Origin of the sequence: Blautia sp. AM29-29, assembly GCF_003480555.1 — a bacterium.
Taxonomy (GTDB): domain Bacteria; phylum Bacillota; class Clostridia; order Lachnospirales; family Lachnospiraceae; genus Fusicatenibacter; species Fusicatenibacter saccharivorans.
In genome coordinates, this window is record NZ_QUJD01000018.1 from 45,867 (window position 1) to 66,699 (window position 20,833).

Consider the following 20,833-nt stretch of genomic DNA (forward strand, 5'->3'; position numbering starts at 1 on the left):
GAAAATACGAGGATGAAAAAGGCAAAACAATGTCTGATAGCATTACTGTCAGGTGTGCTTTTAGCAATTACTGTTTTGTCTGGCTGTGGACAATCTCAAAAAGCAGTATCTAAAAATGACGATCACCTTACCGTGTATCTGTGGGAAAATCGTTTAATGAAAAATATTGTACCCTATATCCATGAGCAGTTTCCAGATCAGGATATTGAGTTTATTACCGGTAACAATGATACCGATTTATATAGCTATTTTGAGGAACATGGTGAACTGCCGGATATCATAACCGTACGTCGATTTTCTGGAAAAGATGCACAGGATCTGGAGCCATATCTAATGGATTTTGCTTCTTATGATGTGGTTTCCAGGTATTACTCCTATGCATTGCAATATTATAAAAATTCAAAAAATGAGATTCAGTGGCTTCCTATCTGCGGTATACCGCAGACGATTATTGCCAACAAGACATTGTTTGAACAGTATGGAATCAAGATACCGAAAAACTATAAGGAATATGCACAGGCATGCCAGCAATTTTATGATAATGGTATAAAACCGTATTCCCTGGATCTTGCAGAAGACTGGTCCGCTCATGAGGTGATTCAGACAGGTGCAATTGGTGAATTCATGAGTCTGGATGGAATCGAATGGAGAAGCTCAGCTGAAAGTGCATCAGGGGATATCGCATTTGATGATGCGTTATGGAAACGTATTTTTTCAGAAACCAATACATTCTTGAAGGACTCACATTTTACAAGTGATGATATCAGTGTCGATATTAATACTGCAACGCAGATGTTCCTTGAGGGAAAAGCAGCAATGTTTCATGGTTATCCGGCACTTATGCAGGAATTTCAGGAACAGATGGATGCAGAATTAACTCGTATACCGTTTTTTTCACAGATTTCGGATGAAGCTTTTATAAATATGACCCCTTCTCTGAATATTGCATTTAACAAAGAACTGGAAAAAGATCAGGAAAAACTGGACCTGGCATTCGATGTCCTGGAGTGTATGATTTCAAAAGAAGGACAAACATTGATCGCAGATGGAAAGGGTGTAATTTCATTAAATGTAGATGTTCCAAACATGATGGAAGATGTACCTGGACTGGAAGATGAAATTAATAATAATTCTGTTTATATCCGATATTCTGCTCAAAAATCATTTGATGCCAGTCTTGAGGCTGTTCACGGATTATTGTCAGGGGAAATGGATGAAACACAGCTGATGAAAGAATCTGGCATTGCCAGAACTTTCAATCAGCTCTTTTTTAGCATCAGTTCCCTCTTGACATTTTTTCATTTCCTGCTATACTTATCAAAAGTAATTACTAAAGATAACTAATTTTTAAACAGAAAGGAACCTTTTCCATGACACAGGAAAAATTAAAGCAGTTCCTGGATGCGTGTTTTGATGCAAAGCGTCTGATCGAGAAGCTCCCGGACCTGCCGGACGGTATGAAGCCGCGGCAGGTGCATGTGCTGGATGCGGTGAGTGAGATTCAGAAAAAGCAGGGCTTCTGCCGCGTCAGCGACATCAGCAGCTATATGAACACAACGCTGCCGAGCATCACCAAGCTGGTGCAGGAACTGGAGGAGAGAAATCTTCTCGTGAAACAGGCGGATGAAAAAGATAAGCGCGTGATCAACCTGACACTGACCGAAGAGGGAAAAGAGTTTGTGGAACTCCGCGTGACGCACTTTCACGGGGAATGGGCATCCCGCCTGCCAGATCTGGACGACGCGGTGGTGGACGAATTTGTGCATGCAATCACACGGATGCAGGAAACGATGCCGGGAATAAAAGGAGTGAAAAACAATGGCAAAAGAAAATAAGAAAGAAATATCGTTTGTAGAGGGACCGATTTTCCAGTCCCTGATCCGCTTTGCGCTGCCGGTGCTCGGCGCGCTGATTCTGCAGGCGGCTTACGGTGCGGTCGACCTTCTCGTGGTCGGCTGGTTCGGCGATGCGTCGAGTATTTCCGCTGTCGGAACCGGAAGCAACTTCATGCAGATGGTAACACTTATCATCACCAGCCTTGCGATGGGTTCGACCGTTATGATCGGCCAGCACATCGGCGAGGGCAAGCCGGATAAGGCCGGCAAAACCGTGGGAACCTCGATTGTTCTGTTCGCCATCATCGGTATCGCCATGACGGTGATTCTGGAGCTGTTCGCAGGTCCGATCGCCAATATTTTACAGGTCCCGGCGGAGTCTTTTGACAAAACCGTCCTCTACCTGCGGATCTGTTCCGGCGGTATTCTGATCATCATCGCGTACAACGTCATCAGCAGCGTGCTTCGCGGAATCGGTAATGCAAATCTGCCGCTTTTATTCGTCGGCATCGCCTGCGCAGCCAATATTGCCGGAGATCTGTTCTTCGTCGGTGTGCTGAAACTGGACGTTGCGGGAGCAGCGCTTGCGACGGTTCTGGCGCAGCTGATTTCTGTCATCGCCTCCATGGGTGTGTTGAAAAAAGGCAATCTGCCGATTGAATTCAAAAAAGAAGACTGCCGCATCGACCATGACGAGCTGAAGAAAGTCCTGAACGTCGGTGTGCCGATCGCGCTGCAGGAGACGACCGTACAGATTTCCTTCCTTGTGATCAACTCGATCATCAACGGCATGGGCCTTATGCCGTCCGCCGGATACGGTGTGGCGCAGAAGCTGACCTCATTCATCATGCTGATCCCGTCCTCTGTGATGCAGTCTGTGTCAGCATTCGTGGCACAGAACACCGGAGCCGGAAAGAAAGACCGCGCGTGGAAGGGCTTCCTCACCGCAATCGCAACGGGCTGCTCTCTTGGAGTTGTGATTTTCTGCATCGGTTTCTTCGGTGGAAGTGTCATCTCCAGAATCTTCACGAGCGATCCGGCCGTTATCGAGCAGAGCGCCGCTTACCTGCGCGGTTTCGCACCGGAATGTATTCTGACCTGTGTGCTGTTCAGCAGCATCGGATACTTCAACGGCCGCGGCATCAGCATCCCGGTTATGATCCAGGGAATCACCTCCGCCTGCCTGATCCGTATTCCGCTGGCGCTGTTCTTCTCACACCTGCCGAATACGAACCTGACCTTCGTCGGCATGTCCACCCCGATCACAACCGTATACGGCATCTGCTTTTTCATGATCTGCTTTGCACGGTTAAAGAAAAAAGGGCAGATGTAATTGAATCAAACATAACAGAACTGCCTGGGAAACGGCACGGAGCGATCCGCCGTTTCCCAGGCAGTTTTTGGTATTGTTTGTCCGGAACTTTTTTGATACAATACAGACAGAAAGAGCGGAACCCTGTTCAGAAGGGACAGAACAGACGGAAAGGGGAAGAGGAGTGGATAACAGAGAAATCATCAATGAGACACTGGTCCATCTGTTTCACGAGATACAAAAACTGGAAGAAGAGGCGATCATCACCGAGGATTTCAAGGATCTGACGAACAACGATATGCACATCATAGAAGCCGTCGGCCTGGAGGGCGGCAATATGTCATCGATCGCGGCAAAGCTCGACATCACGGTCGGATCGCTGACAACGTCGATGAACAGTCTGGTGAAAAAAGGCTACACCGAGCGGGAGCGCAGCGAGAAGGACCGCCGGATCGTCTACATCCACCTGACCGGAAAGGGACGGCAGGCATTCCATCATCACGCAAAATTCCACGAGCAGATGACGGATGCCGTGATGGCGGAACTCGGAGAAGAGGAAGTGCAGGTGCTCGGGAAAACGCTGAAAGCGCTGACGGACTTCTTTCGGTCATATAAAAAATAGAAACAAAAAGGCTTTTGCAGCCGGGACAGAATCAGAAAAATCTGTCCGGTATGCAAAAGCCTTTTTCGCATGGAAACGCATAAAAAAATGCTATTTTTCTACGCCGTTCTTCTCACAGATATCCGCGAGCACACACCGTTCACAGTGCGGTGTCGTCCGCGCAGTACAGACCTCGCGTCCGTGCTCCACAAACCGGTGGCAGAGCGAGCTTCCTTCTTCCGGCGGCACAATTTTCCAGAGTGCCATCTCCACCTTCTTCGGATCCTTGCAGTCATGCACGAGCCCGATGCGGTTGCACAGCCGGATGCAGTGCGTATCCGTCACAATCGCAGGCTTTTTGAATACATCGCCCATAATCAGGTTCGCACTTTTCCGTCCCACGCCCGGGAGCTTCAAAAGTGCGTTAAAGTCATCCGGCACCTGGCTGTGGTACTCGTCGCGCAGCATGCGCATGCAGGCGTTGATGTCGCGTGCCTTGCTCTTTCCAAGACCGCACGGCCGCACAATTTCCTCGATTTCCTCCGGTGTCGCGTTTGCCAGCGCATCGATATCAGGATACTTTGCGTAGAGATCCTCCACCACAACATTGACCCGCGCATCGGTGCACTGTGCGGCCAGGCGGACACTGACGAGCAGCTTCCACGCCTGGTCATAGTCAAGCGTACAGTCGGCGTCAGGATATTCTTGTTTCAAACGTTCAATGACGGCAAGCGCCAGTTCTTCTTTTGTCATCGTGTTAAACTCCCATTCTCAAAGATATTAAAACAGCGAAAGCTATCAGGATCCTTTCTCGCGTGCTGCCTTCCGAAGCTGCAGCGGCGTCGTGTGAAACCGCTCGCGGAAGAGGCGGTGAAACAGCTTATCGTTTGTAAAACCATGCTTTTCCGCGAGCGTGCCGACCGGCAGATCCGTGGCGATCAGGTCGCGGTAGATGCGGGAAAGACGGTAGGAATTCAAGTATTCCAGATACGTCGTTTCCATGTTCTGGCGGAAGAACCGGCAGAAATATTCCGGCTGCAGCGAGACAACATCGGCAGCCTCCTTCAGCGTAATCGGCCGCTGGTAATTTTCCTGCGTGTACGTCAGAATCGTATCGAGCCGTGTCTGCGTCCGGGAGCTCATCGGGTGGTGCGCAAGCGGGCTCTTCTCGGAAAATTTCGTGTAGAGCAGATCGAGAAACGTAAAAAGCTCCCGCTGGAACGTCAGAAGATAGCCGTCGGGCATTTCCTCATGAAGCTGCATCATCGAAAGCAGAAGACGCCGGAACTGGCTGATATTTTTCTGCACTTCCGGATTCGTACTGTCGTAGTCAATCGAGAACCAGAGCTGTGACGGATCAGGCAGATAGTTCGCAAGAAACGCATCCGGAATCTGCATCAGAATCGAGCGGTTTCCCGTGGACGGACAGCGCGCCGTGTGGATACGCCCGGAATTGATCAGCAGAAATTGACCCGGAAGGACGGTCTTGGTGCGGTCCGAGAGCGTGACAATGGAGGAACCCTCCAGAATATAAATAATTTCCAGCGCGTCGTGCCAGTGCGGCGGCGAAAAACTGCCGAAATCGTCGGTTACGCGAAATTCGATGCTGCGGTTCGGCTGCAGCGTGATGTGTTCCTGGCGTGTCTGGCGCGGCAGATGATCTTTGCGTGGCATAAAAAACTCCTTTTTTGTTCAACTTAGTGTATCACTATCTTATCACGAAACCCCCGAATTGGGTATAGCAATTTTTGTATGAAGTTGTTATAATAAATGAACACAAAGCCACGTCACATACGGCTTCGTGCAAACTCAATCTAAAGAAAAGTGAAGGAAGAAAACGTATGTATCAAGTATGGAGTAACTTTTTAAATCCCGGCCAGATCGCCATGCTGGGAATCGTGGTCACCTTTCTGCTGACCTTTCTGGCGTTAAAGCATCCATTTTCCTTTCTGCCGAGCGATCACGGCAGAGAATTTGCCGTAAACGGCGGCCTCTCCCGCGGAAAACTGCGCGGCGTCGGCCTCGTGATCGTCATCTGTTTCCTGATCGGAAGCGTTCTGTTCCTGCCTCTTGGTGCCGAGTATGTGATCTACGCGATCCTGCTCGTCTGCATCATGCTGAGCGGCTACCTCGATGATGCATCCGAAACCCCGTGGAGCGATTACAAAAAAGGCGCGATTGACCTCGTCATCTCCATTGTGACCGTCATCACCTTTGTGAATTACAATTCCACCACGATCTACTTCGGAAGCATGTCCCTTACCATTCCGAAAGTGGTCTACATAATCCTCGGCATCATCCTGATCTGGATTTCGATCAACGTTACAAACTGTTCCGACGGTGTCGACGGACTCTGCGCGAGCCTTTCCTGCGTGGTCATCTTCGCGTTCAGTATGATTTTCCACGATGTCCTTGGAAGCTTCACCGTAGCCAATTACCTGTTCGTGGCAGCGCTTCTCGCGTACCTGTATTTCAATACCTCGCCGAGCAGCATGCTGATGGGCGACGCCGGTTCGAGAGCACTTGGCTTCTACATCGCCATCCTTGCCATGCAGTCCCGCCATCCGTTCTTATATCTGCTGATGGCAGGCGTGATGATCGTCGACGGAGGAATCGGCCTTGTCAAAGTATTTTTACTCCGTTTCCTGAAAATCGCAATCCTCAAAAATACAAGAACACCGCTGCATGACCATGTCCGCCTGAAATACAAGTGGTCCGACAGTCAGGTTGTGATCCGCTTTGTGATCCTGCAGATCCTGCTGGCAGTTGTTGCATATCTGATTGTGGCATAAAGAAAAAACAAAAGAAGAAAGATGGGAGTGTGTCCAGGCAAAAGTAATTGGAAATGCAACAGGATACTTTTGCGGGACACACTCCCGTTTTGCATATTGGAACCAGAAAAAGGTTCAAACCGGAAAAAAGATAATATCGCCGTATTTTTTCACAGAATCCTCCCTGTTTTCGACAGGAAAAGTGTGGTAGGATAAAATTACCAAAAAACGTCAGCCTGAAACAGGAATTCTGTAAAAAATGATGAAAAGAGAGTGCTTTTCATCCTCTGTTTCGGGCGCATCAAATCAGGAGGTAATGAAAAGATGAAATTCACAGAAGGTTACTGGCTTCCGAGTGAAAAAGCAAATGCATCCCATGCAATGCAGGCTTATGAAGTAGAGCAGATTCCAGGCGGTATGCGTATCCTGGCTACCACACGTCCGATCGAGCACAGAGGCATGACCCTGAACCTGCCGACCATCACCGTTGAGTTCGTAGCACATACACCGGACACCATCTCCATGGAGGCATGGCACTACGAAGCCTACGACAACAAAGTTCCGTCCTTCGACAAAACAGAGAGCGTATACGAGGACGTAACTGTAACGATCAACGAGGATGAGGCAGTTCTTGATACCGGAAGCGTACAGGTCCGCGTACAGAGAAAAGGTGTCTTTGCTTACACCTTCGAGGCAGATGGAAAAGTTCTGACCGGAAGCGGCTTCCGCAACCTTTCCTATATCAGATGGGACCGTCAGCAGAGCACCATGCTGCCAGCCCAGAATTACATGACCGAAAAATATCAGCCATATATGGTAAGCGAGCTCTCCCTTGGCGTCGGCGAGTGCGTATACGGCCTTGGCGAGAGATTTACTCCATTCGTAAAAAACGGACAGGTTGTAGACACCTGGAACGAGGACGGCGGTACGGCATCCGAAATCGGCTACAAATGCGTACCGTTCTACATGACAAACAACGGCTACGGTATTCTCGTTGACAGTACCGACAACGTTTCTTTCGAAGTAGCAAGTGAAAAAGTAGAGTATGTCGGCTTCTCCGTACCGGGCGAAAGAATCAAATACTATCTGTTCCACGGACCGTCACCGAAGAAGATCATGAACGAGTACACCGCGCTGACCGGACGCCCGGCACTTCCTCCGGCGTGGTCCTTTGGTCTGTGGCTGTCCACATCCTTTACCACAAACTACGACGAAGAGACTACCACATCCTTCATCGAGGGAATGGAAAAGAGAAATATTCCGCTGAGCGTTTTCCACTTCGACTGCTTCTGGATGCACGAATTCCACTGGTGCGATTTTGAGTGGGACAAGAAATGCTTCCCGGATATTCGCGCAACCTTAAAGAAATATCACGACAAAGGTCTTCACATCTGTGCATGGATCAACCCGTATATTGCACAGGGAACCGCATTCTTCAAAGAAGGCGCTGCAAACGGCTATCTGCTGCAGAGAGCAGACGGAAAAGGCGTATGGCAGACCGACAACTGGCAGGCAGGTATGGGCCTTGTGGACTTTACCAACCCGGATGCGGTTAAATGGTATACCGATAAACTGAGAACTGTTCTGGACTGCGGCGTAGACTGCTTTAAGACCGACTTCGGCGAGAGAATCCCGGTTGACGTTGTTTACCACGACGGAAGCGATCCGCAGGCAATGCACAACTACTATACATACCTGTACAACCAGGCAGTATTCAGCCTGTTAAAAGAAGTAAAAGGTGAGAACGAGGCAGTTCTGTTTGCAAGAAGTGCAACAGCAGGAAGCCAGAAATTCCCGGTACACTGGGGCGGCGACTGCTCTGCAAACTATCCGTCCATGGCAGAAACGCTGCGCGGCGGCCTTTCCTTCGCCATGAGCGGCTTCTCCTTCTGGAGCCATGATATCTCCGGATTCGAGAGCACCGCAACACCGGATCTGTACAAGAGATGGTGCGCATTTGGACTGATGTCTACCCACAGCCGTCTGCACGGATCCACAAGCTACCGTGTGCCGTGGCTGTTCGACGAAGAGTCCTGCGACGTAGTAAAATTCTTCACCAACCTGAAATGCTCGCTGATGCCGTACATTTTCCAGAAATCTGTAGAGGCACACGAGGAAGGAACCCCGGTAATGCGCCCGATGGTATTCGAGTTCATGAACGACCCGGCCGTTCCGTATCTGGATCAGCAGTACATGTTAGGTGATGCCCTTATGGTTGCACCGGTATTCCGCGAGGATAAAGTTGCACAGTACTACCTGCCGGAAGGCACCTGGACTGAGCTTCTGACCGGCGAGACAAAAGAGGGCGGAAGATGGTATCAGGGAACCTACGACTACTTCTCCATGCCGCTGTATGTAAGAGAGAACAGCATCGTAGTAAGAGGAAACTGCGACACCAAACCGGATTACGACTACGCTGACCACGCAACTGTTTGCGTATATCAGTTAAAAGACGCAGCCGAGACAAAAGTTCCGGATATCCACGGAAACAATGTATTCACCGTAAAAGCAGTGAAAGACGGCGACACAGTGAAAGTATCCGTAGAAGGTGCACATACGGAACTCAAAGTAGAAGTATTCGTCGGAAACGAGAAGAAAGAAGCTGTACTCGCAGCAGATGCGAACGAAGTTGTTGTTGCATAAGCATCGGAATGTAAGAATATAGGGAGAGGCACGGAAAAGCAAATTGTTCTGTGACCTCTCTTTTCAAAAAAGGAGAATAAAACAATGCGTTTTCAGACAAAAAATGGTGTGTTAATTGCACAGGCAAACGGAGAAACACTGCGGATTGAGCCGTGGGGAAAAGATTCCTTACGTGTCCGCGCAACCATGCTTCCAGAATTTTCCGGAAAAGACTGGGCGCTGACCGAAGTGCCGGAAAAAACAGAGGCAAAAGCAGAGCAGTTTGAGGTCGATCATCTGGAAATCGACGGATCGATGGGAAAAAGAACCAGCGCATCCATCACCAATGGAAAAATCCGTGCTGTGGTCAACTTTGCAGGAGTTATCACCTTCTACAAAGAAGAACAGGAAATTTTAAGAGAATATCACCGTTGCTACGACGGAACGATCAGCAAAGAGAGCCGCTGCTTAAAAACGGTCAACCGTGAGTGGAAAGGTGTGATCGGCGGAAGCGAATACAGCCTGAACCTGAAATTTGAGAGCAACGACGAAGAGAAGATTTTCGGAATGGGCCAGTATCAGCAGAAATACATGGATCTGAAGGGATGCACCCTGGAGCTGGCGCAGCGGAACTCCCAGATCAGCGTACCATTCGCCGTATCCAGCTTAGGATATGGTATGCTGTGGAACAATCCGGCTGTCGGACAGGTAACCTTCGGAAAGAACTACACCGAATGGACTGCACGCTCGACCAAAGATATGGACTACTGGCTGACCGCAGCCGATACACCGAAAGAGATCCTGGAAAATTACACCGCAGTGACCGGCCGCGCGCCGAAATTCCCGGAGGACCGTATGGGCCTGTGGCAGTGCAAGCTGCGCTACCGTACGCAGGAGGAAGTGCTTGAAGTGGCACGCCGCTACCAGAAGGAAGGCATCAAAATCGATCAGATTGTCATCGATTTCTTCCACTGGACCGTACAGGGCGACTGGAAATTCGATGAAAAATACTGGCCGGATCCAAAAGCCATGGTGGACGAACTGCATTCCATGGGAATCAAAGTTATCGTTTCCGTATGGCCAAGCGTAGACCGGAAGAGCGAGAACTTCTGGCCGATGCTGGACCGCGGCCTGCTGATTAAAACAGAGCGCGGCGCCCTGCAGACGTATGATTTCCAGGGGGACTGCGTGGAAATCGATGTGTTCAACCCGGAAACCAGAAAATACGTCTGGGAAGTCTGCAAGAAAAACTATTATGATTTTGGAATCGATGCCTTCTGGCTGGACAACTCAGAACCGGATTTCGGCGTTTACGATTTCGATCATTACCGCTATATCGACGGACCGGCTCTTTCCTGCAGCAATATCTATCCGCAGCTGTACAGCCGTGTCTTCTATGACGGCATGAAAGCAGAAGGAGAAGAAAATATTGTAAACCTGCTTCGCTGCGCCTGGGCCGGAAGTCAGAAATACGGAAATGTTGTATGGTCCGGCGATGTGCCGAGTACCTTTGAAGCCTTCTATGATCAGCTCCAGGCCGGCCTTAATATGGGTCTTGCCGGCATTCCGTGGTGGACAACCGATATCGGCGGCTTTATGACAGATGATGTCAATGACCCGGATTTCCAGCAGCTTCTGATCCGATGGTATGAGTTTGCCGTTTACTCTGCTGTTCTCCGTATGCACGGCGACCGCGGACCGCACAACATTCCACCGCTCGATGACCGTGACTTTGGCGGCGGCTATCTGTATACCGGCCAGTCCAATGAATTGTGGAGCTATGGAGAAGAAAATTACCGGATCATGAAGAAATATTACGACATCCGCATCAGCATGCACGATTACATCAAACAGCTGTATGACGAGGCATCCGAAAACGGTTCTCCGCTGATCCGTACCATGTTCTATGAGTTCCCGGATGACAAAAAATGCTGGGAGCTGCAGGATCAGTATATGTTCGGAAGCGAATACCTGGTAGCGCCGATTTTCCATCTGAACGAGTTTGAGCGTGAAGTATATCTTCCGGAAGGACGCTGGGAAGACACCAGAGACGGAAAAGTGTACGAAGGCGGACAGACTATCCGTGCCGCTGCACCGATCGATTCGATTCCGGTATTTAAGAAAATGGCATAAGATCGTGTAAAAAGGTCAAAAAAGAAAACAGTACAGAAGACACACACAGCGTGGGGACTTTTCTGTACTGTTTTCTTTTCGACTCTAACTGCGCATCAGATATCCATATTTGCGCATCTGTCGGCGTATGATTTGCTCAACACGCTGGCGGATTTCCAGAGGGTAGTAATCGGCCAGAGAAGCCAGTTCCGTGCAGACATCTTTTGGCGTAAAGGAAAAGTGAAGCTGGATACCGTATAATTCCTCCGCAGCATCCAGCTGTGTATCAAAATCAGAGCTGAAAGGTTTGGCTTCGATGCGTTCTATACAGACATCCATCGGCAGATCCAGAGGATAGTCATTGCTAATGTCTGCAAACAGGCATAAACCCTGATCGAATAGAGGACTTGGAGAATATTGCTCTGTTTCTGTATCATATAGAACAGCGATGTTGTTGGTGTGCCGGTCTTCGTTTAGAAAGAAGGCATCAATTTCCAGCATAGCGGTCAGATATGCACCGAAATTCTGAATTCCCGTCATGTGTTCCATCTGATCTGCCAGAAAACGAATGCGTTCCGCCGGTTCTGAAAAAGCAGCAAGCGTGATTGCCAGACTGTCTCCGGTATTCTGGCGGTACAGTTTTTCCAATGGGATCAGCATCTGATTTGCTTTTAGAAAATCAGGACTGGAACAGCCACTGCGGAGAGTGCCGCGGTATGCAATCCGAACAGGCTGATACAGGACAAACGGATGGGAAAGAGTGCTTTTTTGCAGTAAATGAGACACCAGTGTCTCCGAGAGTCCCTCATATCCCATATAGTCGGATTTGTACCAGATATTACCGATTTTCCACTTGAGCTGGTCCCCTTTTGAGGTGTGATCTGTTTTTTTGACAGGCAGCTGATGATCAAGACGGATCTGTTCCATGGCGTGCCTCCTTATTTTTCAGAATCAGGAGCCATTGCTCGTCACCGGCCATTCGCCCATCTGTTTTTTCAATGATAAGCAGCGGATCATAAAAGGGAAGTCCCATTTCTTTTAAAATGTCTTTGGCATGATCGCGTGTTTTGGGAAAACAGCGGCTTTCCAGAAACCAGGTAAAATCATCCCAGGTCGGATGCTCCACAACGCCAAAGGCACGAAGCGGAATTTTTTTTGTGTAATTCTGGATTGCAATTTTCTCATGACGGAAGTCGATATCAATCGTTGTGCAAAGCTGATCGCGGTAAAGAAAACACATCCGCGTTTTGACATCGGGATCCGTGCTGAAACAGTGAGCACGGGCAATTTGATTGTATACCGTCTGCCTGCTGACCTGAAAGGTGCGCGCGATCTCGGCAATACTTTTTCCCTGCTGCTGCATGGCAGCCATCTGAATGATTTGTGGCAGCGAAAAAGCAGGTTTTCTTCCAGCTGCATGGCGCAGTGCTTCTTTTTTCGCTAACTGCTGGTATTGTTTCGCGTCTTTGGAAAGCTTGCGCAGCTCCTTTGGGTCCGTTGTTCCAAAGATCTCGTAAATCTGTTGCTCAAATGTGTTTTTCATGCAATCACCTCGTTTCTGCCATTACTGTATCACAGAGATCTGAAAGCGTCAAGAAATCATTTATTGACAAAAAACGAACTGATTGAGAAAAGTTACGGCTCGCAGATGTCTGAGAACAGCAATCATGGCGATGAAAGAACTTCCCTGCAGTGCAGGCAAAAGCTTGGCAGAAAAAAGCAAAGGCAGACCCCATTCTGCGTGAAAAACTGCTTCAGACAAGGGAAAATCCGAATCCAATCCACGCATTCTGCGAAATCTGCCATGCCTATGACGTTTCCATCTATGAAATGGATCTTGCCATGGCAGGTGAAGAATTTTACGCAGAAATCAAACGCAGCACCAATGGCGGCGGAGAAAATTCCCCGGCGCTTGAAGGGGAAGATGACTTCTATGAGCTGTTTCTGGCAGCGTTAGAAAATATATGATTTTTTGCGAAGAATGTAAGTATTGATGAGTGTGGAAAGCTGCATGGACAGTGCCTGATGAACCTGCGAAGGGCTTGCCATGTCGTAGACGACACCGTCAAAAACTTTGAAGCGTTTCTCTTCTGGAAGCATTTCATATTGTTCCAGCGTGACTTTTTCGAGCTGTGGTTGAAGAACTGGCGTCATAAAATACACATCTTTTCCCAAAAATGAAATGAAATCGCTTAAAATTCTTTCTTTAAATGTTCTGCGAGAATCGTATCGTAATCGCCTTCGATTTCCTCATCGCGCCCTGCATACCGCAGATTGGTCTCCACGCCGACCGGCTCCACATCGTCTGCAAATTCCCAGATATGATACCGCAGACCGCGGTGCTCAAAGTCGATGCTTCCGCAGTTGTCCTCTTCCGTATAGGAAAACGTGATTTTTTTCTCGTTTAAGACAGATTGAATTTGTGTCATATGCATAAAGCGTGATACCTCCGATTTTGTAGTTATCTGGAATAAAAAACAGCTACATTTGTTTACATTAGTATAGAACAGGGCGGGAGAAAATTCAATCGAAATTCTGGTCAGAATCATCGCAGCAGCTCTCACACGCGGTGTGCAGAGACAGCACGGGGTCGGAACGACCATCAAACATTACGCCTGCAACAATCAGGAAGAAAACCGCCGCGGCGTATCGAGCATCGTCTCCGAGCGCGCTCTGCGTGAGATCTATCTGAAGGGCTTCGAAATTGCAATCAAAGAATCCCAGCCAAAGGCGATCATGACCTCCTACAACAAGGTAAACGGTGTCCACACCGCCAACAGCTACGATCTGTGCACAACCGCTGCAAGAAAGGAATGGGGCTTTGCCGGCATCATCATGACAGACTGGACCACAACAAACGCCGACGGAGGCTCCTCTGCCGCAAAATGCATTGCTGCCGGAAACGATCTTGTGATGCCGGGAACCGAAACCGACCGCCGCGAAATCCTGGATGCGCTGAGTGCCGAAAATGACCAGTATCTCGAGGAAAAAGACCTGACCGCCTGTGCCCAGAGAATCCTGGAAATGATTTTTACTTCCAATTCATATGAATAATGCGGCGTTTTCAGGGATAAAATAACATCAGAAATAGCTGCCGCCTCTTCGCAAAGCAAAATTTTCCATGCGGGCTTTGAATGTTACAGTTCGCTGAGATGCAGTGAACTGTAACATTCAAATAGTTGGGCAATTTCACGATTGAAATTTCCCATAACATGTATTAGAATATAAATGATATCAATAAATACGAGGACGTGAAAAGAATGTCAGGATTAAGTAACACACAATATTTTAAAGTAAAAACAGAGCCGGAGATTCAGGTAAAAGAGGTACTCGAAACCGTTTACAACGCCATGGTAGAAAAAGGGTATAATCCAGTCAACCAGATCGTAGGCTATATCATGTCAGGCGACCCGACGTACATCACAAGCTTTAAGGGGGCCAGAAGCCTGATCATGAAAGTAGAGCGTGATGAACTGGTAGAGGAACTGTTAAAAGAGTACATCAAAAATGAATCCTGGAAGTGAGCGTAATTACTATGAGAATAATGGGATTAGATTACGGCTCAAAAACAGTAGGGGTGGCAGTCAGCGACGCCCTGGGTCTTACTGCGCAGGGAATCGAAATTGTCCGCAGAAAATCGGAGAATAAGCTGCGTCAGACGCTGGCCCGGATTGAAGAGATAGCAAAAGAGTACGGCGTGGAAAAAATCGTACTCGGCTTCCCGAAACATATGAACAACGACATCGGAGAGCGGGCCGAAAAATCTCTCGAGTTCAAAGAAATGCTGGAGAGACGGACAGGTCTGCCCGTTGTCATGTGGGACGAGCGGCTGACAACGGTCGAAGCAGACCGCACCATGATGGAAACCGGAATCCGCAGGGAAAACCGCAAGGAGTACGTAGATATGATTGCAGCTGTTTTTATCCTGCAGGGATATCTGGACTATCTTTCCCATCAGAAGGAATCACAGGAAAACTGAACAAAGGAATATTGTATGGAAAAAATAACATTTGTAACAGATGATGGCGGCAAAGAAGAATTTTACGTGGAGGAGCAGACCAGAATCAACGGAGTCAACTATATTCTGGTATCCGATTCAAAGGACGATGAGGCAAATGCCTATATTCTGAAGGATATCTCCACCGATACCGACGCAGAGGCAGAGTATGTTATGGTAGAAGACGACACCGAATTCGATGCCGTTTCCGGCGTATTTGCTTCCATGTTGGATGACGAGGCAGACATCACCTATTGAACCAGCCGTTTTGAAGCCATACCGGGACGCAGACGAAGCGGGACCGGGACAGCGCTTTAAAGGGCAAATCCTGCAGGTGCGGGACATGCTCCATCAGCCTGAAGTGACGCTCAGGGGATGCGTGCGTGAAGCCGTACCGGTAACGGAATCGTTTGGAAAACATGCGCGGAGGTGCTATTTGAAAAAGAATAATGGAAGTAAATTAAAAATTATACCGCTTGGCGGTCTGGAACAGATCGGTATGAACATCACCGTTTTCGAGTATGAGGACAGTATCATCGTCGTAGACTGCGGACTTGCATTCCCGGAAGACGACATGCTCGGTATCGACCTGGTCATCCCGGATGTAACATATCTGAAAGAAAACATCGACAAAGTCAAAGGCTTCGTCATCACCCACGGCCACGAGGACCATATCGGAGCCCTGCCTTACATCTTAAAAGAAGTGAACGTGCCGGTCTACGCCACCAAACTGACGATTGGCCTGATCGAAAACAAATTAAAGGAGCACAACCTGCTCCGCACCACAAAACGGAAAATCATCAAACACGGACAGTCCATCAACCTGGGCGCATTCCGCATTGAGTTTATCAAAACAAACCACAGTATTGCCGATGCAGCAGCACTGGCAATCTACTCCCCGGCTGGCATCATCGTCCACACCGGAGACTTCAAAGTCGACTACACACCAGTCTTTGGTGATGTCATCGACCTGCAGAGATTCGCAGAGATCGGAAAGAAAGGCGTTCTGGCACTGATGTGCGACAGTACCAATGCAGAGCGGCCTGGCTTTACCATGTCCGAGCGGACCGTAGGAAAGACGATCGACGGCCTGTTTGCCGAGCATCAGAATTCCCGAATCATCATCGCAACCTTCGCATCGAACGTCGACCGTGTGCAGCAGATCATCAACTCTGCTTATAAATACGGCCGTAAAGTTGTCATCGAAGGCCGCAGTATGGTCAACATCATCTCCATCGCGCAGGAGCTGGGCTACATCAATATCCCGGAAAATACCCTGATCGATGTGGAGCAGATGAAAAACTACACCGGCGAGCAGCTTGTCCTGATCACCACCGGAAGCCAGGGCGAGTCCATGGCAGCACTGTCCCGTATGGCGGCACACCTGCACAAAAAGATCTCGATCCTGCCGGGCGACACCGTGATCTTCAGTTCCCACCCAATCCCGGGAAATGAAAAAGCCGTTTCGAACGTCATCAACGAACTGTCTGCACAGGGTGCCAACGTCGTATTCCAGGACGTTCACGTATCCGGACATGCCTGCCAGGAGGAAATCAAGCTGATCTACTCCCTGGTAAAACCGAAATACGCCATTCCGGTACACGGCGAGTACCGCCACTTAAAAGCACACGCAGAAGTAGCACAGAGTCTCGGCATCCCGAAAGAGAACATCTTCCTCATGTATTCCGGTGATGTCATGGAACTCGATGAGGACGGCGCAGCAGTAACTGGCAAAGTCCACACCGGAGCCATCATGGTCGACGGACTCGGCGTTGGTGATGTAGGAAATATCGTCCTGCGTGACCGCCAGCATCTGTCCGAGGACGGAATCATGGTCGTTGTACTGACTCTCGAAAAGAGAACAAACCAGCTTCTGGCCGGCCCGGACATCGTATCCCGCGGTTTCGTCTATGTACGCGAATCCGAGGATTTGATGGGCGAGGCAAGAGAAGTTGTAGAAGAGGCACTGGATGGCTGCCTTTCCAAAAATATCTCCGACTGGGGCAAGATCAAATCCACGATCAAAGATGCCCTCGGCGATTATGTATGGAAGAAAACAAAGAGAAGACCGATGATCCTTCCGATCATCATGGAGGCATAAATACCATGGACAAAGTAACAGAATGCCTGGACGCGCTCATCGAAGAAATGAGGGAGAGCAGGGCATATCAGAATTACTTGTGGATGGAAGAGAAACTTGAAAAAGACCCGGACTTAAAAAGCCGGGTCGACGACTATCGAATCCGCAACTACCGACTGCAGCAGTCCGAAAACGTAGACCTTTACGATGCGGTAGATTCCCTCGAACGGGATTCCTACGCACTCCGCAAAAGCGAGAAAGCAAACGCCTATCTTGAAGCGGAACTCGAGGTCTGTAAGATGGTACAGAAGGTGCAGGACCGTATTTCAGAGGCAATCCGCATCGGAGTACCGGAAATCTAAAACCGAAAATCAAAAGGAGAGCGCCCATGTCCGAAAAGAAAAGGGATGCCGGATACCGCGCAGCGCTGACAGGTGCGAAAGGAACCGTGCGCCTGCTCATTTACGTCTGCGTAATTCTTGTGATCATTCTGGCAGCGAAAACTTCATATCAGTTTGGACATGACGTGTTTGCTGAGGAGCCAGTCGCATCCAGAGGAAAAGGAAAGGAAGTCACCGTACAGGTGCGTTCCGGCATGGAGGCGAAAGAACTTGGCGAACTCCTGAAAGACAACGGACTGATCGACGAAAGCCTTCTGGTTTTCGAAGTCCAGTACCGCCTGTCCGGCTACTACGGCGGCATCAAGGACGGTTCCTACGTGCTGAACACCGCACAGACCGTCGATGAAATGCTGGAAATTCTGGCGGGCATCAACACCGAAGGACAGCCGTCTGCGGAATAACGCACGTTTGCAAAACAAGAGGAATCTTACATGATAATAGACGAACGAATGGTAACCTACATCAATTCCCTGGACACCGGCCACACCCCGTTTCTGGAAAATCTGGAGCGGACGGCCAAACAGACAAAAGTGCCGGTCATTCGCCGTGAAATGCAGAGCTTTTTAAAAGTATTCTTAAAGATGAAACAGCCAAAGAGAATCCTGGAGGTAGGAACTGCCGTAGGATTCTCTGCTGTTTTCATGGCACAGTACGGCGAACCGGACGCAGAGATTACCACAATAGAAAATTACGAAAAACGCATCCCGATCGCACGGGAGAACTTCGAAAAATCCGGCTTCGCCGACCGCATCACGCTGATCCCGGGAGACGCTGCAGAAGTCTTAAAAACCCTGGATGGCCCGTACGATTTTATCTTTATGGACGCCGCTAAGGGACAGTACATCCACTTCCTGCCGGAAGTCCTGCGTGTCCTTGATAAGAACGGCGTACTGATCACCGACAACGTGCTGCAGGACGGCGACGTCATCGAATCCCGCTTCGCCGTGGAACGCCGGAACCGCACGATCCACAAACGGATGCGGGAATACTTATTTGAACTGACACACAATGAAGGGCTGCTGACATCGGTCGTGCCGCTGGGAGATGGAATCGCGATCACGATGAAAAGCCATGAGAAGAGAGAGGAAACAACATGAGAAAACCGGAATTACTGGTTCCAGCCAGCAGTCTGGAAGTATTAAAAGTAGCAGTGATCTTCGGCGCAGATGCCGTATATATCGGCGGAGAAGTCTTCGGACTTCGGGCGAAGGCGAAGAACTTTTCGATGGAAGATATGAAAGAAGGTGTGGAGTTTGCGCATGAGCATGGCGTAAAGGTCTATGTCACCGCGAATATTCTGGCACATAACCAGGATCTTGAGGGCGTGCGCGCTTACTTTGCCGAATTAAAAGAGATCGGGCCGGATGCACTCATTATTTCGGATCCGGGAGTGTATCGGATTGCGATGGAAGTGTGCCCGGAGATTGAGCGGCATATCAGTACACAGGCGAATAATACGAACTATGGAACGTATCAGTTCTGGTATGAACAGGGGGCGAAGCGCGTCGTGACAGCGCGGGAGCTGTCGCTGGCGGAGATCAAAGAGATTCGGGAGCATATTCCGGAGGAGATGGAGATCGAGACGTTTATTCATGGGGCGATGTGTATTTCGTACTCGGGAAGATGTCTGCTGTCCAATTATTTCACGGGAAGAGATGCGAACCAGGGCGCCTGCACCCATCCGTGCCGGTGGAAGTATGCGGTCGTGGAAGAGTCCAGACCGGGGGAGTATCTGCCGGTGTATGAGAATGAGAGAGGAACGTATATCTTTAACTCGAAAGATCTTTGTATGATTGAGCATATCCCGGATTTGCTGGATGCGGGGATTGACAGTTATAAGATTGAAGGAAGAATGAAGACGGCGCTGTATGTGGCGACGGTGGCAAGGACGTATCGGAAGGCGATTGATGATTATCTGGAGAGCCCTAAGAAGTATGAGGAGAATATGGAGTGGTATCGGGATCAGATCTCGAACTGTACGTACAGGCAGTTTACTACGGGATTTTTCTATGGAAAGCCGGATCATGAGAGCCAGATTTATGACAGTAATACGTATGTGAAGGAGTATACGTATCTGGGGATTGTTGGGGAGAAGAATGAAAAAAGCAGATATGCGATTGAGCAGAGGAATAAGTTTTCGGTTGGGGAAGAGATTGAAGTGATGAAACCGGATGGGGAGAATGTCTGCGTTACGGTGAAGGGGATCTGGGATGATGAAGGGAACCAGATGGAGAGTGCGCCGCATCCGAAGCAGAAATTGTGGATTGATCTTGGCGTGGAATTGGATAGGTTTGATATTTTGAGAAGGAAAGAAATGGAATAGAATAGGAAAATAAAAGGGATTAGGAACGTGTCATTTTCGAAGGGTTGCTAATCCTTTTTTTGCGCGAATAGAGATCATGTAAAATAATGGTAATGATAAAAGAAACAAATAGGAAAAAGTTCGACATTCTGTGAAGAAAGTTGCTTCATAATGTTTACAAACTGGAGCAAATAAGCTAGAATATACATGATATTATTGGACTAAGGCTAAATGCTGTTTTAATAGGCCATAAGTCACAAAAATATGTTAAGTATCATTACAAACGGAATGTATATAACTGGCAATGTCTAGGTCTAATTCTCCGGAAAAATAGAATGGTCAGGGGTGGAGTCATAAAAACATAGATTTTAGCAATACGTGAGCTTTTCGCTACACCCTGATACAGAAAAATGAGAGTTTGCGTAGAGATATGTATACCTCTAATTAACCGGAAATATTGCATGAGAATGGAGTGAAAAAATCACTTAATGAAATTTTTTTGTCATAGTAAACAACAAAATTTTAAAAATCACTCAATAAAATATACAAAATGCACTAAAAATTACGTTGCAGCGTCAAACAATGTCTACCTCAAACTTTCAGTGGCGGCATGATGGTCTACGGTGGCGTATAAAACTCATGCAAAATACCCCTACTGCGAGCCTGTTTTATTGCAGAGCAAGAGACGGACATGATACCTTCATTTTTCCGGAGAATTAGAGGTGGAGGTTGAAAGTGTTGAAAAGCCCAAAATCTATTTTTCTGGAAAAGTTTATTGCAGACAAGAGATGGACATGATA

At 48.6% G+C, this 20,833-nt stretch carries 23 protein-coding genes; 17 read left to right on the top strand and 6 right to left on the bottom strand.

What is annotated here, in order from left to right:
* Positions 1-12 precede the first annotated feature (12 nt).
* The 4 genes from DW769_RS12975 (at position 13) to DW769_RS12990 (ending at position 3,769) form a co-directional block, all read left to right on the top strand.
* Positions 13-1,344: an ABC transporter substrate-binding protein gene (locus DW769_RS12975; protein ID WP_243105457.1), complete on the top strand. Its 1,332-nt coding sequence runs from the start codon at positions 13-15 to the stop codon at positions 1,342-1,344.
* Between the two features lie 26 nt (positions 1,345-1,370).
* Complete coding sequence (locus DW769_RS12980) at positions 1,371-1,835, top strand: MarR family winged helix-turn-helix transcriptional regulator (RefSeq protein ID WP_118595853.1); 465 nt, start codon at positions 1,371-1,373, stop codon at positions 1,833-1,835.
* Positions 1,819-3,168 (top strand): MATE family efflux transporter, encoded by a 1,350-nt coding sequence (locus tag DW769_RS12985; protein WP_118750468.1) that lies wholly within the window; start codon positions 1,819-1,821, stop codon positions 3,166-3,168. The genes DW769_RS12980 and DW769_RS12985 overlap by 17 nt, the downstream gene beginning before the upstream one ends.
* A 163-nt stretch (positions 3,169-3,331) precedes the next feature.
* The gene (locus DW769_RS12990; protein ID WP_022463033.1) at positions 3,332-3,769 is read left to right on the top strand and encodes a MarR family winged helix-turn-helix transcriptional regulator; all 438 of its coding nucleotides are present in this window, start codon (positions 3,332-3,334) and stop codon (positions 3,767-3,769) included.
* A 90-nt stretch (positions 3,770-3,859) separates the two neighbouring features.
* On the opposite strand, the gene DW769_RS12995 is transcribed toward DW769_RS12990, so the two are convergent.
* A complete protein-coding gene (locus DW769_RS12995) occupies positions 3,860-4,501 on the bottom strand; it encodes an endonuclease III domain-containing protein (RefSeq protein ID WP_022463034.1) in 642 nt (213 codons plus the stop codon).
* A 45-nt stretch (positions 4,502-4,546) separates the two neighbouring features.
* Complete coding sequence (locus DW769_RS13000) at positions 4,547-5,422, bottom strand: AraC family transcriptional regulator (protein WP_022463035.1); 876 nt, start codon at positions 5,420-5,422, stop codon at positions 4,547-4,549.
* A gap of 167 nt (positions 5,423-5,589) precedes the next feature.
* Here DW769_RS13000 and DW769_RS13005 point away from each other — a divergent pair, with 167 nt between their 5' ends.
* The 3 genes from DW769_RS13005 (at position 5,590) to DW769_RS13020 (ending at position 11,274) form a co-directional block, all read left to right on the top strand.
* Positions 5,590-6,540, top strand: a complete 951-nt coding sequence (locus DW769_RS13005; RefSeq protein WP_118641095.1) for a phospho-N-acetylmuramoyl-pentapeptide-transferase — start codon at positions 5,590-5,592, stop codon at positions 6,538-6,540.
* Positions 6,541-6,843: 303 nt separating this feature from the next.
* On the top strand, positions 6,844-9,162 hold the full coding sequence (gene yicI, locus DW769_RS13015) for an alpha-xylosidase (protein ID WP_118641091.1): 2,319 nt from the start codon (positions 6,844-6,846) through the stop codon (positions 9,160-9,162).
* Between the two features lie 84 nt (positions 9,163-9,246).
* On the top strand, positions 9,247-11,274 hold the full coding sequence (locus tag DW769_RS13020; protein ID WP_118641089.1) for a glycoside hydrolase family 31 protein: 2,028 nt from the start codon (positions 9,247-9,249) through the stop codon (positions 11,272-11,274).
* An 84-nt stretch (positions 11,275-11,358) separates the two neighbouring features.
* On the opposite strand, the gene DW769_RS13025 is transcribed toward DW769_RS13020, so the two are convergent.
* Positions 11,359-12,180 (bottom strand): hypothetical protein, encoded by an 822-nt coding sequence (locus DW769_RS13025; protein ID WP_118641087.1) that lies wholly within the window; start codon positions 12,178-12,180, stop codon positions 11,359-11,361.
* A complete protein-coding gene (locus DW769_RS13030) occupies positions 12,161-12,796 on the bottom strand; it encodes a helix-turn-helix domain-containing protein (protein WP_118641085.1) in 636 nt (211 codons plus the stop codon). The genes DW769_RS13025 and DW769_RS13030 overlap by 20 nt, the downstream gene beginning before the upstream one ends.
* Positions 12,797-12,945: 149 nt before the next feature.
* Here DW769_RS13030 and DW769_RS13035 point away from each other — a divergent pair, with 149 nt between their 5' ends.
* On the top strand, positions 12,946-13,221 hold the full coding sequence (locus DW769_RS13035; RefSeq protein WP_118641083.1) for a hypothetical protein: 276 nt from the start codon (positions 12,946-12,948) through the stop codon (positions 13,219-13,221).
* Here DW769_RS13035 and DW769_RS13040 read toward each other — a convergent pair.
* Both DW769_RS13040 and DW769_RS13045 read right to left on the bottom strand, forming a co-directional pair.
* Positions 13,207-13,407: a hypothetical protein gene (locus DW769_RS13040; RefSeq protein WP_147398277.1), complete on the bottom strand. Its 201-nt coding sequence runs from the start codon at positions 13,405-13,407 to the stop codon at positions 13,207-13,209. The genes DW769_RS13035 and DW769_RS13040 overlap by 15 nt on opposite strands.
* A gap of 38 nt (positions 13,408-13,445) precedes the next feature.
* Complete coding sequence (locus tag DW769_RS13045; RefSeq protein WP_055265060.1) at positions 13,446-13,688, bottom strand: hypothetical protein; 243 nt, start codon at positions 13,686-13,688, stop codon at positions 13,446-13,448.
* A gap of 136 nt (positions 13,689-13,824) precedes the next feature.
* Here DW769_RS13045 and DW769_RS13050 point away from each other — a divergent pair, with 136 nt between their 5' ends.
* The 9 genes from DW769_RS13050 to DW769_RS13090 all read left to right on the top strand — a co-directional run bounded on the left by DW769_RS13050 (position 13,825) and on the right by DW769_RS13090 (position 20,054).
* Complete coding sequence (locus DW769_RS13050) at positions 13,825-14,307, top strand: glycoside hydrolase family 3 N-terminal domain-containing protein (protein WP_416388409.1); 483 nt, start codon at positions 13,825-13,827, stop codon at positions 14,305-14,307.
* A 206-nt stretch (positions 14,308-14,513) separates the two neighbouring features.
* Positions 14,514-14,777: an IreB family regulatory phosphoprotein gene (locus DW769_RS13055; protein ID WP_022461716.1), complete on the top strand. Its 264-nt coding sequence runs from the start codon at positions 14,514-14,516 to the stop codon at positions 14,775-14,777.
* An 11-nt stretch (positions 14,778-14,788) separates the two neighbouring features.
* Entirely contained in the window at positions 14,789-15,232 is a 444-nt protein-coding gene (gene ruvX / locus DW769_RS13060; RefSeq protein ID WP_022461717.1) for a Holliday junction resolvase RuvX, read from the top strand.
* A gap of 15 nt (positions 15,233-15,247) precedes the next feature.
* Positions 15,248-15,508 carry a DUF1292 domain-containing protein gene (locus tag DW769_RS13065; protein ID WP_022461718.1) on the top strand — a complete coding sequence of 87 codons (261 nt, stop codon included), beginning with the start codon at positions 15,248-15,250 and terminating at the stop codon, positions 15,506-15,508.
* 178 nt (positions 15,509-15,686) lie between these two features.
* A complete protein-coding gene (locus DW769_RS13070; protein ID WP_055218756.1) occupies positions 15,687-17,351 on the top strand; it encodes a ribonuclease J in 1,665 nt (554 codons plus the stop codon).
* 5 nt (positions 17,352-17,356) lie between these two features.
* A complete protein-coding gene (locus tag DW769_RS13075; protein ID WP_158578899.1) occupies positions 17,357-17,692 on the top strand; it encodes a YlbF family regulator in 336 nt (111 codons plus the stop codon).
* A 26-nt stretch (positions 17,693-17,718) separates the two neighbouring features.
* The gene (locus DW769_RS13080) at positions 17,719-18,132 is read left to right on the top strand and encodes a solute-binding protein (RefSeq protein ID WP_117761676.1); all 414 of its coding nucleotides are present in this window, start codon (positions 17,719-17,721) and stop codon (positions 18,130-18,132) included.
* Between the two features lie 30 nt (positions 18,133-18,162).
* A complete protein-coding gene (locus DW769_RS13085) occupies positions 18,163-18,828 on the top strand; it encodes an O-methyltransferase (protein ID WP_118750470.1) in 666 nt (221 codons plus the stop codon).
* Positions 18,825-20,054: a peptidase U32 family protein gene (locus DW769_RS13090; protein ID WP_117509576.1), complete on the top strand. Its 1,230-nt coding sequence runs from the start codon at positions 18,825-18,827 to the stop codon at positions 20,052-20,054. The genes DW769_RS13085 and DW769_RS13090 overlap by 4 nt, the downstream gene beginning before the upstream one ends.
* Positions 20,055-20,833 lie beyond the last annotated feature (779 nt).

What these genes read in the sequence shown, in the direction of transcription:
- DW769_RS13065 (WP_022461718.1), top strand. Translation starts at nt 15,248, where the DNA reads ATGGAAAAAATAACATTTGTAACAGATGATGGCGGCAAAGAAGAATTT.
- DW769_RS13055 (WP_022461716.1), top strand. Translation starts at nt 14,514, where the DNA reads ATGTCAGGATTAAGTAACACACAATATTTTAAAGTAAAAACAGAGCCG.
- DW769_RS13045 (WP_055265060.1), bottom strand. Translation starts at nt 13,688, where the DNA reads ATGCATATGACACAAATTCAATCTGTCTTAAACGAGAAAAAAATCACG.
- DW769_RS13075 (WP_158578899.1), top strand. Translation starts at nt 17,357, where the DNA reads ATGGACAAAGTAACAGAATGCCTGGACGCGCTCATCGAAGAAATGAGG.
- DW769_RS13025 (WP_118641087.1), bottom strand. Translation starts at nt 12,180, where the DNA reads ATGGAACAGATCCGTCTTGATCATCAGCTGCCTGTCAAAAAAACAGAT.
- ruvX (WP_022461717.1), top strand. Translation starts at nt 14,789, where the DNA reads ATGAGAATAATGGGATTAGATTACGGCTCAAAAACAGTAGGGGTGGCA.
- DW769_RS13040 (WP_147398277.1), bottom strand. Translation starts at nt 13,407, where the DNA reads ATGACGCCAGTTCTTCAACCACAGCTCGAAAAAGTCACGCTGGAACAA.
- yicI (WP_118641091.1), top strand. Translation starts at nt 6,844, where the DNA reads ATGAAATTCACAGAAGGTTACTGGCTTCCGAGTGAAAAAGCAAATGCA.
- DW769_RS13000 (WP_022463035.1), bottom strand. Translation starts at nt 5,422, where the DNA reads ATGCCACGCAAAGATCATCTGCCGCGCCAGACACGCCAGGAACACATC.
- DW769_RS13005 (WP_118641095.1), top strand. Translation starts at nt 5,590, where the DNA reads ATGTATCAAGTATGGAGTAACTTTTTAAATCCCGGCCAGATCGCCATG.
- DW769_RS12985 (WP_118750468.1), top strand. Translation starts at nt 1,819, where the DNA reads ATGGCAAAAGAAAATAAGAAAGAAATATCGTTTGTAGAGGGACCGATT.
- DW769_RS13090 (WP_117509576.1), top strand. Translation starts at nt 18,825, where the DNA reads ATGAGAAAACCGGAATTACTGGTTCCAGCCAGCAGTCTGGAAGTATTA.
- DW769_RS12995 (WP_022463034.1), bottom strand. Translation starts at nt 4,501, where the DNA reads ATGACAAAAGAAGAACTGGCGCTTGCCGTCATTGAACGTTTGAAACAA.
- DW769_RS12980 (WP_118595853.1), top strand. Translation starts at nt 1,371, where the DNA reads ATGACACAGGAAAAATTAAAGCAGTTCCTGGATGCGTGTTTTGATGCA.
- DW769_RS13020 (WP_118641089.1), top strand. Translation starts at nt 9,247, where the DNA reads ATGCGTTTTCAGACAAAAAATGGTGTGTTAATTGCACAGGCAAACGGA.
- DW769_RS12975 (WP_243105457.1), top strand. Translation starts at nt 13, where the DNA reads ATGAAAAAGGCAAAACAATGTCTGATAGCATTACTGTCAGGTGTGCTT.
- DW769_RS13085 (WP_118750470.1), top strand. Translation starts at nt 18,163, where the DNA reads ATGATAATAGACGAACGAATGGTAACCTACATCAATTCCCTGGACACC.
- DW769_RS13080 (WP_117761676.1), top strand. Translation starts at nt 17,719, where the DNA reads ATGTCCGAAAAGAAAAGGGATGCCGGATACCGCGCAGCGCTGACAGGT.
- DW769_RS13030 (WP_118641085.1), bottom strand. Translation starts at nt 12,796, where the DNA reads ATGAAAAACACATTTGAGCAACAGATTTACGAGATCTTTGGAACAACG.